This is a genomic window from Pseudomonas sp. PvP028 (genome assembly GCF_017832255.1).
GTDB classification, from domain to species: domain Bacteria; phylum Pseudomonadota; class Gammaproteobacteria; order Pseudomonadales; family Pseudomonadaceae; genus Aquipseudomonas; species Aquipseudomonas syringae.
The window spans coordinates 2,590,172-2,603,497 of the sequence record NZ_JAFIBL010000001.1 but is presented as its reverse complement, the minus strand read 5'-3'; the positions used below and the strand labels follow the sequence as shown (position 1 = coordinate 2,603,497).

The following is a 13,326-nucleotide window of genomic DNA, read 5'->3' as shown; positions in this document are numbered from 1 at the left end:
ACGTGGAGTTTTAAACATGGCATTTGACGCATATATCAAAATCGAAGGCATTCCAGGCGAAGCGCTGGATGACCGCTACAAGGACTGTATCGAGATCACCGGGTATGGTTTCGGCATGCACCAAAGTACCTCCGCCACGGCGAGCTCTTCAGGAGGCGCCTCGTCGGGTCGGACGTCCTTGAGTGATTTCACGTTCACCAAATCACTGGACAAGTCGAGCTGCAAGCTCATGGAAAGTTTGTGCGCGGGCAAGCACCTGAAGGAAGTCGTCTTGTCACTGCATCGTGCAGGCGGAGACAAGGTCAAATACTTTGAAGTGCTGCTGGAAGAAGTCATCATTTCCAACTACACCCAGCATGCCAACGATGGCATCCCCAGCGAGACCATCAGCCTGAACTACGGAAAAATCAAAACCACCTACACCCAGCAGAAAAGATCTGACGGTGCCGGTGGAGGGAATGTCTCAGGTGGCTGGAACCGTATCAACAACAAGGTCTATTCCTGACTTCTTGAAAGCGCACGTATCAAACGTCACGACATGATCAAGGAAGGACTATGGCACGGCCATTTTTTACTGCTGCGTGGGCGGCTTCGCAACATATTTATGATCCGGTGGCACCGGAAAAACGAGTGGCAGAGGTGATTGGAGGGTTCGTCGCACAGAATATAAATAATCCTGATGCGCTGGCAAGATGGAAAAACACCTGCGCAGTCAGAATGAGCTACATTCTAAATTACACAGGAGCAAAAATTCCAAAAACACCAGATCAGACAGTCTCCGGAGAAGATCGAAATCAATATTTCTTCCGCATCACTGATCTCAAAAATTTCCTGATAAGAAATTGGGGCAAACCAGAGATAGTCAAATACCCGCCCTCTGATAGCGGACCATTGGCCAACAAAAAAGGCATCATAGTATTTGAAATATCAGGCTGGTCAGACGCTCGAGGACATGCAACTTTGTATGACGGGAGCATCTGCTATGACCATTGCTATTTCAACGAACCTGGCGTTAACTATCGGACAGATCAAGCAAATTTCTGGAGCCTTACGTAATGCGTTCGTTTCGTGCAGCAATTCTGATTTTCTTAACGCTCGATACGCCTAGTATTTATGCATCTGTTACGCCAACGTCACCAGAGGGAATGTACCGCACTCATGCACAAAACTATAAAGACCTTGTTCTTGCCACCTGCATCGCCAGCGCTTACAACTATAATGAAACCGTCGGGATAGATGCCGGCAGCAGTGTAACCGCGCTACGCGAATGGGCCAATTATGACTGGAAAAAAAGCCCTGAAAAGCTTAGAGAACTTGTGGACAATTATCTCGTTAGAGACTATACAAATCCACTGGTTGAGTCCGAAATAAAAGGCGTGAAATTCGATTTACTTAAGTGCCTTGATCTTTACCATAGCAAAGAGCTAGACGCATTGACAAAAAAGGTCGTAATCAACCCTACGCATACCGACATACAAGACTATAAAAAACACTAGGCAGCACAAGGAGCTAAATGCCATGAGGCTATTTCTTGCAACCACGAAACTACTTCTCTTGTTAGCAACATCCAACTGCTTTGCCTACACCCCCACCTCATCGCCCGAAGGAATGTACAGAACCTTTGAAAAAAACTACAAGGACATGGCGCTAGCCACCTGCATAACCACCGCTTATAAATATGACGTAAACGTCGGAATTGACGCGGGCAGCAGTGTCAGTGCGATGCGTGACTGGACCTACTATGACATGGAAAAAAGTCCTCTTGCCGTCAAGGCCCTGGTTGAAAAATACCTCGCCAGAGACTACACAAACCCGTTGGCCGAATCCCAGATCAAGGGTATAAAATTCGACCTGCTGAAATGCCTGGACATGTATCACAGCAAGGAGCTCGACGCGTTGACGAAGAACGTCGTGACCCACCCGAATCATACCTACATGCAGAATATCAAAAAGCCTTAACCACTCCTTCATGCAACAAGCCTGTCCGGCAAACGCTGCACAGGCTATTTTCATTACAAGCACTCTACTCCGCACATTATCTGTAGGGCGGAGACACATCATGCTGATTCACTGTGATCCGATAGCTGCTTAACGTCTCGCCCTCGGTGACGTACTGCTTGCTGAAATACTGACAAACAGCCCTCGTCACTTCCCCCCGCCTACACCGAAAACATCTTCAGAAAACCCATTTCGATAATTCTTGTAGGAATTATCAGCAGGACGCCTCTCTTCCAATTGAAGGAAATTTCCGAGAAAATCCCGGCCTCTTGCGCTTGGCTATTCAGGTCTATAGCCTTCATCGATCGCTGCCCAATCAGCGATCAGGTTTGGTAGACCTGCTTTTGCTGGCGCAATGTGCCACCTCCGCGAGGCGATCTCTTTCGTCCCGTTTTCATGGTGGCCGTGCGCATGGCATCTTCGGATGCACCGGGTGCCAGCAGCCGGTCTACCAACTTGCACACGGCCGCCACCTTATCGTTTGGTAGCGATGAGTGACGGCTCCCACAAGTTCTGCTGGAGTTGCAAACATGCCCGATAAAATCGTCCCCGACCCGCCCACCGCCCTGTTCACCGTCAACGCATCCGTCAGCCAGGAGGAAGCGCTCAACTACGCTTCGGATCTGCTGCGCTGCATCATTACGACGGCCTATGAGTCCGGCGACAGCACTCAGGGCACCAGCCGTGATCTGGCGTTTTCGGTGTTGCACATGGCCGAGATGGCCAAAGCCATGGTTGACCGCTCACTGGAATGCATCGTTTGATCAGATGACAACCCGGGGCCACGATCGGCCCCGCGCAAACCTCAATTACGCTGATCCAGCAAGTTCACCACCAGCCGGTCGATCCAGCCCCACAAGCGCTGCTTGACCCGTCGCCACAGCGGCCTGGCCTTCCAGTCTGCCAGCGTGGTTTCGGCGCTCAGGGCGAAGTCTTTTTCGAAGCTGGCGACCACGTCGCGGGTCAGTCCGGGGTCGAGGGCTTCGAGGTTGGCTTCCAGATTGAAGCGCAGGTTCCAGTGATCGAAATTGCACGAGCCGAGACTCACCCAGTCGTCGATCAGGACCATTTTCAGGTGCAGAAAGCAGGGCTGGTATTCGAACACCTTGACCCCGGCGCGTAACAGGCGCGGGTAGTAGCGTTGACCGGCATAGCGTACGGACGGGTGATCGGTGCGCGGCCCGGTCAGCAGCAAACGCACATCGACGCCACGCGCCGCCGCCCGGCGCAAGGCGCGGCGAACTTTCCAGGTGGGCAGAAAGTAAGGGGTTGCCAGCCAGATCCGCTTTTGCCCGGTGTTCAACGCACGCACCAGCGATTGCAGGATGTCGCGGTGCTGGCGGGAATCGGCATACGCCACGCGGCCCAGCCCCTCGCCGGTTGTCGGGGCCTTGGGCAGATGATCAAGGCCGAAGTTTTCTTTCGGACGCCAGGCGAAACGCCGGGCGTTGGCGTGGAACTGCCGGTTGAACAGCGCCTGCCAGTCAATCACCAGCGGCCCGGTGATTTCGACCATCACTTCGTGCCACTGGCTGGCGTCCTTGTCCGGCTCCCAGAACTCGTCGGTCACACCGGTGCCGCCCACCACGGCCAAGGCCTTGTCCACCAACAGCAGTTTGCGATGGTCGCGGTAGAAGTTGCGCACGCCGCGCCGCCAGTGGATCGGATTGTAGAAACGCAGAATCACACCGGCATCGGTCAGTTGCTTGCGCAGGCCGGCGTCGAAGGCTTTTGAACCGAAGTCATCGAACAGGCAGCGCACGATCACGCCACGCCTGCCCGCCTCGACCAGCGCGCGCACGATGGCGTCGGCGCAGGCCCCGGCTTCGACGAGGTACAACTCCAGATCGACCTGCTGCTCGGCGCGATCAATGGCTGCGATCATGCGCGGGAAGAACGCAGGGCCGTCGATCAGCAATTGAATGCGGTTGTTTTCACGCCACGGAAAAATCGCACCGTTCATATCAGCGCGCCGTGAAGATCAGGACAGCCCCGACCGGGACCGAGAGGCTCACCGCCGACAATCCTGCGGCATTGCGCAAAGCCTTGAAATCCGGGGCCATATCGAAATCCTGGGCATGGATCACCAGCGGCTCGAGCGTCACGACCTGAAAGCGCCGCTCGTCGAGACGCGTAGCCAGCAGCTCGGCGTTATAGCTGTGGGTCTTGCCGCGCAGGCTGACGGTCAGCGGTAAACGCAGTTCCAGTTGCGCACCGGGCGCGAGGTCGTTGATCGGGCGCATGTCGAGCTGCGCATTGATCTGAGCAGTCGGAAACTTGCGCACCTGAAACACCTGCTCTCGAAGGCGCTCGTCGCGCAGAGGGATGCCGGTGCTGACTGAATCGGTTTCAACTTCCACTTCAGCCAGCCCCTTGGCGTCGACTTTGCCGTGCAGCACGAGAAAGCGATGCACTTCGGCAATATCGGCATTTTTGGTCGAGGTGAACGAGAGTCGCGACGACTCGTTATCCAGATACCAGTTCGCATGGGCAGGTAACGCCACTGCGGCCAGCAGGACCAGCAGCAGGCGATTCATAGTGAGCATGCAGACTCCAGACTTACAATTGAGGGCCACCTTATCCGCCTGTCTGACCGCTGGCAAACGACTGCGTTCGGCGGCACCCCACCAAGCCCTCATGGCAGCAGGCGACAGCCCTGTCGCTCACCCTGCCACGACGCGCTGCTGGTACGTCCCAGGCCGCTGGCAATGACCCGTTTCTGACTGCTGTCGTCGACCAGAGTGCTGGGCAGATACTGCTTGATGTAGCCCTGGCAATACGCTTCGGAATTGTTCATGACGTACCTGCACGAGCAGTATTCCTTGGCGGTGTAGGCACTGATGATGGTCGGAAATGCCTGCAGGTTCACACGGTACTGCCAGGCGAGTACGGCAAGTGCTGCAACGATCAGCAACAGCAGGCTGCTGAAGGGACGGCGCAGGATGAACATTCGACGCGTGCTCATTGACCGTCCTCCTTGCCGAACGCGGCCTGTACGCGCTTGAGCATCTCATTGTGGTTGTAGGTACTGTCGCGGTCATCGGCATAGCGCACGATCACCAGCTTCTGATCGGGAATCACATACAGCGCCTGCCCCCAATGCCCCAGTGCCGCGAAGGTGTCAGGGGGAGCGTCCGGCCACGGTCCTTTGCCGCCATCGGCAGTACGGTTGAGCCACCATTGGCCTCCGGGCACTTCAACGCTGGCATCCACGCCTGCACCGGCAAACGGCATCAGCGCGAAGTCCATCCACTCCTTGTTGAGCAGTTGCCGATCCTGCCATTGCCCGCCGCGCTGCATCAGCAGGCCGATGCGGGCCAGATCGCGGGCGGTCATGTAGGCATAGGAAGAGCCTACAAATGTACCCGCGCCATCGGTTTCCCAGACGGCACTGCGAATGCCGAGCGGGTCGAACAGCGCGGTCCATGGATAACTCGGATAAGCCTTATCGCCGACCATCTTTTTCAAGGCCGCAGCCAGGACGGTGCTGTCGCCGCTGGAATAAAGGTAAGTCTTGCCGGGGGGTTGGGCAGCGCGGTGATCGGCGGTGAAGCGTGCCATGTCGTCACGCCCGCGGGTGTAGAGCATGGCGACCACCGAGGAGTTGAGCGGAGCGTATTCGTAGTCTTCCTGCCAATCCAGACCCGACGCCCAGTGCATCAGGTCTTTGATGGCGATCTCGGGGTGCGCCTTGAACGGCGTGTAGAACTTCGCCACCGGATCATTCAGTTGAAAGCGTCCTTCTGCAAACGCCACGCCCAGCACCGTCGCCATGACGCTTTTGCTGATCGACCAGGTCAGGTGCGGCGTTTGCGCAGTGGTTACACCGCCGTAGCGCTCGTACACAACTTCGCCATCACGAATCACCAGCAGCGCATCGGTGCGTATGCCCTTGCGCGTGGCGTCGTCACGGGGCGGGAAGGCGTAAGCCTCAAGCTCTTCGATGGCCGCCGATCGCGGCACAGACCGAGAAGGCCATTGCTCTCCCGGCCATGTTTGAGCAACGACGCCCTGGGCACTGAAGCCCAGAATCAGAACCAGACACAGACTGACAAATCCACGCGGCATGACAGGGCCTCTACAGAATAGTCCGCATACCGTATCAGCGTTTCATGACAGTCAGCTATTCAACCCGAGAGCAGACGCAGAGCGTCACAAATCTGCGCCGCCCTGCAACCCTCAAGACCGGACACAGGGGAAATGGCCCCAGCATCCCCCGTCACACAACCATCACCAAAGCTTCACAGGCATGACACGCCATCTCCCTAGCCTGCAAGTACGGCAAAGCGCCTGGACAAATCAGTCAACCAGCCCTCTCTGCATCTGCAAGGCTGGCTCATGGAGATTCGTATGACCCAGATCGCCCGCATTCGTGACAACACTTCTGAACGTCGTCTTCAGGCCGAGCGCCTGATTGGAGCGCGCGCCTTGCAGGAAGCACAGGCGTTGCGTTTCAGTGTGTTCAGCGAAGAGTTCAACGCCCGTCTCAACGGCGCTGAGCAAGGCCTGGACATCGACGATTACGATGTTCACTGCTCGCACATCGGGGTACGCGACCTGAACACCGGGCGTCTGGTTGCCACGACCCGGCTGCTCGACCATAAGGCCGCCAACACGCTGGGGCGCTTCTACAGCGAAGAAGAGTTCAGTCTGCACGGGCTGGTCAATCTGCAAGGGCCTATCCTCGAACTGGGCCGCACCTGCGTCGATCCAACCTATCGCAACGGCGGCACCATCGCGGTGTTGTGGAGCGAACTGGCCGAGGTGCTCAACGAAGGCGGTTACAGCTACCTGATGGGCTGCGCGAGCATCCCGATGCAGGACGGCGGTATTCAGGCCCATGCGATCATGCAACGCCTGCGCGAACGCTACCTGTGCAACGAGCACCTGCGCGCCGAGCCAAAGAACCCGCTGCCGACCCTCGACATCCCGAGCAATGTGATCTGCGAGATGCCACCGCTGCTCAAGGCCTACATGCGTCTGGGGGCCAAGATCTGCGGCGAACCGTGCTGGGACGAAGACTTCCAGGTGGCCGACGTGTTCATCCTGCTCAAGCGCGACGACCTGTGCCCGCGCTACGCCCGCCACTTCAAGGCGGCCGTGTGATGAGCCGGTTACGCGGCTACGCCCGCGTAGTCCGGGTGCTACTGGTCGTAGCGCTCGGATTGACGATTGCCAGCGCGTTCGCGATCCTGGAACGCACCAAGGTCGGAGGTTCGATGGAGCGCAGGCAGCGCTGGAGCCGCTGGTTCATGGCACGCCTGACCAACGCCCTGCCATTTCGCGTCACCGTGACAGGTCAACTGCCAACCCAGCCCATGCTGTGGGTCAGCAACCATGTGTCATGGACCGACATCGCCCTGCTCGGCATGCTCGCACCGCTGTCGTTTCTGTCGAAAGCCGAAGTACGGACCTGGCCGGTAGCGGGCTGGCTGGCGCTAAAGGCCGGTACGCTGTTCATTCGTCGCGGATCGGGCGACAGCCGTTTGATCCAGAAGCAGATGTGCAACCACCTGCAACAAGGCAACGCACTGCTGATCTTCCCCGAAGGCACCACCACGGACGGCAAAAGCCTGCGCACCTTTCACGGTCGCCTGCTGTCCAGCGCCATCGACGCTGGCGTGCCAATCCAGCCGGTGGCCATTGGTTACTCACGTGACGGCAAACCGGACCCCATAGCCCCGTTCATTGGCGACGATGACTTGCTATCGCATCTGCGCCGGCTGTTCGCCAACGAGCAGAGCGATGTGCATATCCACCTGCTGACACCAATCCCGACCGCTGACCAGGAACGTGCCGCACTGGCCTTCAAGGCCCAACAGGCCGTTCAGGTGGCGTTGTTTGGCGAGCCGCCGGCTCAGCCGAGCGAAGTGGTTTCGCGTCCGGCCAGAGCGGCCTGAGCGAAATCTTCGAGTAGCGGATAGAACTCGGCGAAATCCGCACTCAAGGGCTGGTACAGCGCCTGCAGTTCCTGCATGCCGCCGGCCAGCCCTTCGGGTTTTGACAAGCGTCGGGATATGCCGCTCAACACCTGCTCCAGCACCTCGAAATCCCGATACGACCCCAGCCAGTCCTGCGCGGCCATGCGCGGTGCGATCAGCGCCAGCCGCTCGGGCAATTGCGGCTCGGCAGCCAGCGTGCCATAGACTTTGCGGGTGAATGCGTCCAACGGCAGGTCGGCATAACGATGCCAGTCGCGCGCCAGGCAATGATCGAAGAAGACATCGAGCATGATGCCCGCATAACGCCGTCTCTGGAGCGGAAAGCGGGCAATGGAAGCCTTGATCAGCGGATGACTGTCAGTGAAGGCGTCGATGCTACGGTGCAGACGAATCGCCGCTTCGAGTTCCGCAGGAAAACGTCCCGGCAGCGGACCTTTGACGAAGTCGCCATACAGGCTGCCAAGCAATTGAGCGGGCCGGTGCCCGCCAAGATGAAGATGTGCCAAGTAGTTCATGGCTGCAAGCCTAGGCCGCTTTCGGGCCCAATGTCCATATATCGTTATAACCCGATATAGCGATTTCACTGATCCTAAGCACATAATCATATTTGTATATCGCGAAATACAGATATAAGGTTCGCTCTATCGCGATATAACGCTACACCGCCTGTGAGAACGACATGCCTATCGACCTCGACGACATAATAAAAGCCCTGGCCCACCCGGTCCGCCGAGAAATCCTGACCTGGCTGAAGAACCCCCGCGCAAGCTTTCCCGCCCAGGAATACTCGATCGAACACGGCGTGTGCGCCGGACAGATCGATCAGCGTGCGGGATTGTCACAATCCACTGTCTCGGCCCATCTGGCGACCTTGCAACGCGCTGGTCTGATCAGCAGCAAGAAGGTCGGCCAATGGCATTTCTTCAGACGCAACGAAGAAGTCATACAGGCATTCGTTCAGGCGCTGGTTGAAGAACTGAACAACCCGACCTGATTTTCCAACGTTTACCAGGAGCTGCCCCGTGCCTCTTTCGCTACTCATTCTGGCCCTGAGCGCCTTCGCCATCGGCACCACCGAATTCGTCATCATGGGCCTGCTGCCCGATGTAGCGGCCGACCTTGGCGTATCGATCCCCGGCGCAGGCTGGCTGGTGACCGGCTACGCGCTGGGTGTCGCCGTTGGTGCGCCGTTCATGGCCATGGCCACGGCAAAACTGCCGCGCAAGGCCGCGCTGGTCACGCTGATGGGGATTTTCATCATCGGCAACCTGCTCTGTGCGCTGGCCAGTGACTACAACGTCCTGATGTTCGCCCGCGTGGTGACTGCACTGTGTCACGGTGCGTTCTTCGGCATCGGCTCGGTGGTTGCCGCAGGTCTGGTGCCCGCCAACCGGCGTGCCTCAGCGGTGGCCTTGATGTTCACCGGCCTGACCCTGGCCAACGTACTGGGCGTGCCGCTGGGTACTGCACTGGGTCAATACGCAGGCTGGCGCTCGACGTTCTGGGCCGTCACGGTCATCGGCGTGATTGCGCTGATCGGCCTGATCCGCTTCCTGCCGACCAACCGCAATGAAGAAAAGCTCGACATGCGCGCTGAACTGGGCGCCCTGCGAGGGGCCGGCATCTGGTTGTCGCTGACCATGACTGCGCTGTTCTCGGCGTCCATGTTCACCCTGTTCACTTACATTGCCCCGCTGCTGGGCGAAGTCACCGGTGTATCGCCCAACGGCGTGACCTGGACCCTGCTGCTGATCGGTCTGGGCCTGACCGCCGGCAACGTGATCGGCGGCAAGATGGCCGATCGCCGCCTGTCGTCCACGCTGATTGGCGTATTCGTCTCGATGGCGGTGATCTCCACCGTACTCAGCTGGACCAGCACCGCGCTGATCCCGACTGAAATCACCCTGTTCCTCTGGGCAGTCGCAGCCTTCGCTGCCGTCCCGGCCCTGCAGATCAACGTGGTGACGTTCGGCAAAGCCGCACCGAACCTGGTTTCAACCCTGAACATCGGCGCCTTCAACGTCGGCAACGCGCTGGGCGCCTGGGTCGGTGGCAGCGTCATCGCCCACGGTCTGGGCCTGACCAGCGTACCGCTGGCCGCCGCCATCCTGGCCGTGCTGGCGCTGCTGATTACCCTGATTACCTTTCGTCAGACCGGCAACCCCGATCTGGCCCCTGCTACGCATTGATCAATTACGAGGATTAGACACATGACGACTATCTTTGACCCGATCACCCTGGGCGATCTGCAACTGCCCAACCGCATCATCATGGCCCCACTGACGCGCTGCCGTGCCGATGAAGGCCGTGTGCCGAACGCGATGATGGCCGAGTATTACGTTCAGCGCGCCTCGGCCGGCCTGATCCTGACCGAAGCCACTTCCGTCACCCCAATGGGCGTGGGCTACCCCGACACCCCGGGCATCTGGTCCAACGACCAGGTGCGTGGCTGGAGCAACATCACCAAGGCCGTGCACAACGCCGGTGGCCGCATCGCCCTGCAGTTGTGGCACGTGGGCCGTATTTCCCACCCGGCCTACCTGAACGGTGAAACGCCGGTCGCGCCGAGTGCCATCGCCGCCGAAGGCCACGTCAGCCTGATGCGCCCGATCACCCCATTGCCAACCCCGCGCGCGCTGGAACTGGCGGAAATCGGTGACATCGTCGAGGCCTATCGCGTCGGTGCGGAAAACGCCAAGGCTGCGGGCTTCGACGGCGTGGAAGTGCATGGCGCCAACGGCTATCTGCTTGAACAGTTCCTGCTGACCGGTAGCAACCAGCGCACCGACGAGTACGGCGGTTCGGTGGAAAATCGTGCGCGTCTGCTCCTCGAAGTGACCGACGCAGTCATCGATGTCTGGGGCGCTGGCCGTGTAGGTGTTCACCTCTCGCCTCGCTTCGACATGCACGACATGAGCGATGCAAATCGTACTGAAACCTTCAGCTACGTGGCCAAAGAGCTCGGCAAGCGCGGTATCGCGTTCATCTGTGCCCGTGAGCATGATGCTGAAGACAGCCTCGGCCCACAGCTGAAGAAGGATTTCGGCGGCGCCTATATCGCCAATGAAAAATTCACCAAGGACACGGCCAACGCCTGGCTGGCAGAAGGCAAGGCCGACGCCATTGCCTTTGGCGTGCCGTACATCGCCAACCCGGACCTGCCTGAGCGTCTGGCCAGCGATGCGCCTCTGAATGAAGCCCATCCGGAGACGTTCTACGCCAAAGGGCCAGTCGGCTATATCGACTACCCACGGATGTAAGCCGCTGTCGTGAAAGCAGAAACCCCGATTCGCAGGAATCGGGGTTTCTTTGTATGTGCACCTGAATTTTCTGGCCTGCGCTCCCTGGTCGACCTGCCGCACTGACGGCGGCAGATGCTGCCAGGGTCAACGGCGTGCGTTGAGCTGTTGCGACAGGTTCTGGATCTGGCTGGTCAGGGTATTGATGTTACGAGTCACCTGAGCACGAAACGCATCGAACTCGGCCGTATTGGCTTGCGCTGAAGGAGCCGGGCGGTTTTCCTGTTCACTTTTCAGCACCATCAGGTCCTGCTCCAGGCGCTCTACAGCGGCAGACGGGTTGCCCTGTTTTTTCAACGTGGCGACATCAGCTGCCACGCTTTTGATCTGCGCATCCAGCTTGCCCTGATCGGCCTGAGCGGTCTTCAGGTCAGGCAACGCCGCCTTCAGGGTGGTCAGTTCAGCAACAACGCTTTTGAGCTGCTCCTGCAACTGCGCGTTTTCACTCTGCTGCTGGGCGGTTTGCGCGGCCATCTGCTCCAGACGCTTGTCGAGACTGCCCTGCTGGCCTTCGACACCTTCACGCTGTTTGTCCTGATCTTCCAGTTGCGCTTCGAGCAACTTGATACGCTGCTTGAGCGCCTCGCCATCACTGGAAAGCGCTTCGGTCGCGACGACCTTGCCGGAAATATCCTGCAAGCGCCCGGCTGCTTCTTCGCTGATGCGCGCAAAGCTTTCCTGAGTCGCTACCAACTGCTGTTCCATCAGGGAAACCTGCTGAAAGCTCCACCAGCCCAGACCGCAGAAGGCGATGAACAACGCACCGACCAACGCCCACAAAGGCCCGGTGCTCGGCGCCTTGACCTTGACTACAGGCGCGGTGCGCGAATAGACGGTGGTGCGCTCGCGTGCGCCATTGCTCGGCGCGAAGTCGTCGTCATCGTCCTTGGCGCTCAGGCTGGGAACGTCATCGACGTCGTCGTAGGGATCGTTGCGCATGAATAACCCTTCAGGAAGCTGTTAAATCAAAGTTGGGCAGTATAACAACAGCGCAGAATCAATCTCACTGTGCTACTGCCGCATTCAGATGGCGTGCTGTGCCTGCCACCAGCCACAGAATTCATCCAGCGCCGCCCACAGGCTGACCTGGGGCTGATAATCCAGATAATGCCTGGCGCGGCTGATATCAAGCGTAAAATCCGTGTTCATGACCTGCATGCCCACTCTCGACAGGGTAGGTTCAGGTCTGCCCGGCCACAGCATACAGGCAGCCTCATTGATCGCCGCGGCGCTGTAGGCCAGCCCGTACGAACGATAACGGGTAGCCTGCGGCAAGTGCATCTGGCGCATCACGTAATTGATCGCGTCCCACAGCGGGACCGGCGTGCCATTGCTGATGTTGTAGGCCTTGCCCAGTGCCGAACCCGTTGCCAGCAAGCTGCTCAGCAGGGCTTCGTTAAGGTTCTGCATGCTGGTGAAGTCCACCACGTTCAAGCCATTGCCGACGATCGACAGGCGCCTCTTGCGCTGCATGTGCAGCAAACGCGGGAAAATGCTGTTATCGCCCGCGCCGGTGACAAAGCGTGGCCGCAGGGCAATGACTTCCAGCCCGAATTCTTCGGCACCAAAGACTTTTTGCTCGGCCAGGTATTTGGTGGCCGCGTAGTGATTGTGAAAGCGCTTGGGCACCTGCTCTTCCTTGATCCCGCGGTGCGAGTGCCCATCAAAGTAGATCGACGGCGAGGAAAGATGAACCAACCGTCGCACCCTTTGTTTCAGGCAGCCCTCGACGATGTTTTCCGTAAGCTGCACGTTGCCCTGCATGAAATCCTGGCGACGTCCCCACGTACCGACCGAGCCTGCGCAATGCACGACCGCTTCCACGTCATCGCACAATGCGCGCACCAGATAGGGATCGGCGAGGTCGCCCTGGATAAACTCGGCACCGCGCCTGACCAGGTGCTCGACACCTTCGGCACGACGGCCATTGATCCGCACGCTCATGCCCTGCTCAAGGGCAAAACGCGCAAAGCGTCCGCCGATGAAGCCGCTCGCGCCGGTGACCAGAATCTTCATTTACCGCTCCATTAACGCGTCTGCAGGAAAGGAAAACCCTGCCTGCATGGATTACACATGATCCTGTTGAC

General features: G+C 58.6%; 17 protein-coding genes. 10 read left to right on the top strand and 7 right to left on the bottom strand.

What is annotated here, in order from left to right; translation table 11 throughout:
* Positions 1-16: 16 nt before the first annotated feature.
* From JOE34_RS11655 to JOE34_RS11630, 5 genes are all read left to right on the top strand, one after another.
* The gene (locus tag JOE34_RS11655) at positions 17-505 is read left to right on the top strand and encodes a type VI secretion system tube protein Hcp (protein WP_003345343.1); all 489 of its coding nucleotides are present in this window, start codon (positions 17-19) and stop codon (positions 503-505) included.
* Between the two features lie 50 nt (positions 506-555).
* Positions 556-1,056, top strand: coding sequence for a type VI secretion system amidase effector protein Tae4 (locus tag JOE34_RS11650; RefSeq protein WP_080337829.1), 501 nt, complete (start codon positions 556-558; stop codon positions 1,054-1,056).
* Positions 1,056-1,496: a type VI secretion system amidase immunity protein Tai4 gene (locus JOE34_RS11645; RefSeq protein ID WP_010423927.1), complete on the top strand. Its 441-nt coding sequence runs from the start codon at positions 1,056-1,058 to the stop codon at positions 1,494-1,496. The genes JOE34_RS11650 and JOE34_RS11645 overlap by 1 nt, the downstream gene beginning before the upstream one ends.
* A 22-nt stretch (positions 1,497-1,518) precedes the next feature.
* Complete coding sequence (locus JOE34_RS11640) at positions 1,519-1,959, top strand: type VI secretion system amidase immunity protein Tai4 (RefSeq protein WP_010423926.1); 441 nt, start codon at positions 1,519-1,521, stop codon at positions 1,957-1,959.
* 569 nt (positions 1,960-2,528) lie between these two features.
* Positions 2,529-2,762, top strand: coding sequence for a DUF3077 domain-containing protein (locus tag JOE34_RS11630; RefSeq protein WP_003313478.1), 234 nt, complete (start codon positions 2,529-2,531; stop codon positions 2,760-2,762).
* A gap of 41 nt (positions 2,763-2,803) precedes the next feature.
* On the opposite strand, the gene JOE34_RS11625 is transcribed toward JOE34_RS11630, so the two are convergent.
* From JOE34_RS11625 to JOE34_RS11610, 4 genes are all read right to left on the bottom strand, one after another.
* On the bottom strand, positions 2,804-3,961 hold the full coding sequence (locus tag JOE34_RS11625; protein ID WP_209995767.1) for a phosphatidylserine/phosphatidylglycerophosphate/cardiolipin synthase family protein: 1,158 nt from the start codon (positions 3,959-3,961) through the stop codon (positions 2,804-2,806).
* Position 3,962: 1 nt separating this feature from the next.
* On the bottom strand, positions 3,963-4,544 hold the full coding sequence (locus JOE34_RS11620; RefSeq protein WP_004416281.1) for a YceI family protein: 582 nt from the start codon (positions 4,542-4,544) through the stop codon (positions 3,963-3,965).
* A gap of 89 nt (positions 4,545-4,633) precedes the next feature.
* Complete coding sequence (locus JOE34_RS11615) at positions 4,634-4,963, bottom strand: hypothetical protein (protein ID WP_003395271.1); 330 nt, start codon at positions 4,961-4,963, stop codon at positions 4,634-4,636.
* Positions 4,960-6,066: a serine hydrolase gene (locus tag JOE34_RS11610; protein ID WP_209995765.1), complete on the bottom strand. Its 1,107-nt coding sequence runs from the start codon at positions 6,064-6,066 to the stop codon at positions 4,960-4,962. Before JOE34_RS11610 ends, JOE34_RS11615 begins: the two co-directional genes overlap by 4 nt.
* Positions 6,067-6,348: 282 nt before the next feature.
* Here JOE34_RS11610 and olsB point away from each other — a divergent pair, with 282 nt between their 5' ends.
* Complete coding sequence (olsB, locus tag JOE34_RS11605; protein WP_003424385.1) at positions 6,349-7,104, top strand: L-ornithine N(alpha)-acyltransferase; 756 nt, start codon at positions 6,349-6,351, stop codon at positions 7,102-7,104.
* Positions 7,104-7,898 carry a lysophospholipid acyltransferase family protein gene (locus tag JOE34_RS11600; RefSeq protein ID WP_003313485.1) on the top strand — a complete coding sequence of 265 codons (795 nt, stop codon included), beginning with the start codon at positions 7,104-7,106 and terminating at the stop codon, positions 7,896-7,898. Before olsB ends, JOE34_RS11600 begins: the two co-directional genes overlap by 1 nt.
* Here JOE34_RS11600 and JOE34_RS11595 read toward each other — a convergent pair.
* On the bottom strand, positions 7,856-8,455 hold the full coding sequence (locus JOE34_RS11595) for an ACP phosphodiesterase (RefSeq protein ID WP_003313486.1): 600 nt from the start codon (positions 8,453-8,455) through the stop codon (positions 7,856-7,858). The two genes, JOE34_RS11600 and JOE34_RS11595, sit on opposite strands and share 43 nt — an antisense overlap.
* Before the next feature lie 164 nt (positions 8,456-8,619).
* Here JOE34_RS11595 and JOE34_RS11590 point away from each other — a divergent pair, with 164 nt between their 5' ends.
* From JOE34_RS11590 to JOE34_RS11580, 3 genes are read left to right on the top strand one after another with little or no spacing between them, the layout of a single operon-like run.
* The gene (locus JOE34_RS11590) at positions 8,620-8,934 is read left to right on the top strand and encodes a helix-turn-helix transcriptional regulator (RefSeq protein WP_003313487.1); all 315 of its coding nucleotides are present in this window, start codon (positions 8,620-8,622) and stop codon (positions 8,932-8,934) included.
* 28 nt (positions 8,935-8,962) lie between these two features.
* The gene (locus tag JOE34_RS11585) at positions 8,963-10,129 is read left to right on the top strand and encodes an MFS transporter (RefSeq protein ID WP_003424393.1); all 1,167 of its coding nucleotides are present in this window, start codon (positions 8,963-8,965) and stop codon (positions 10,127-10,129) included.
* A gap of 21 nt (positions 10,130-10,150) precedes the next feature.
* Entirely contained in the window at positions 10,151-11,200 is a 1,050-nt protein-coding gene (locus tag JOE34_RS11580; protein ID WP_010423896.1) for an alkene reductase, read from the top strand.
* A 126-nt stretch (positions 11,201-11,326) separates the two neighbouring features.
* Here JOE34_RS11580 and JOE34_RS11575 read toward each other — a convergent pair whose 3' ends face one another.
* Both JOE34_RS11575 and JOE34_RS11570 read right to left on the bottom strand, forming a co-directional pair.
* On the bottom strand, positions 11,327-12,178 hold the full coding sequence (locus JOE34_RS11575; RefSeq protein WP_010423893.1) for a hypothetical protein: 852 nt from the start codon (positions 12,176-12,178) through the stop codon (positions 11,327-11,329).
* 84 nt (positions 12,179-12,262) lie between these two features.
* Positions 12,263-13,255: an NAD(P)-dependent oxidoreductase gene (locus JOE34_RS11570; protein WP_003313494.1), complete on the bottom strand. Its 993-nt coding sequence runs from the start codon at positions 13,253-13,255 to the stop codon at positions 12,263-12,265.
* Between the last annotated feature and the right edge of the window lie 71 nt (positions 13,256-13,326).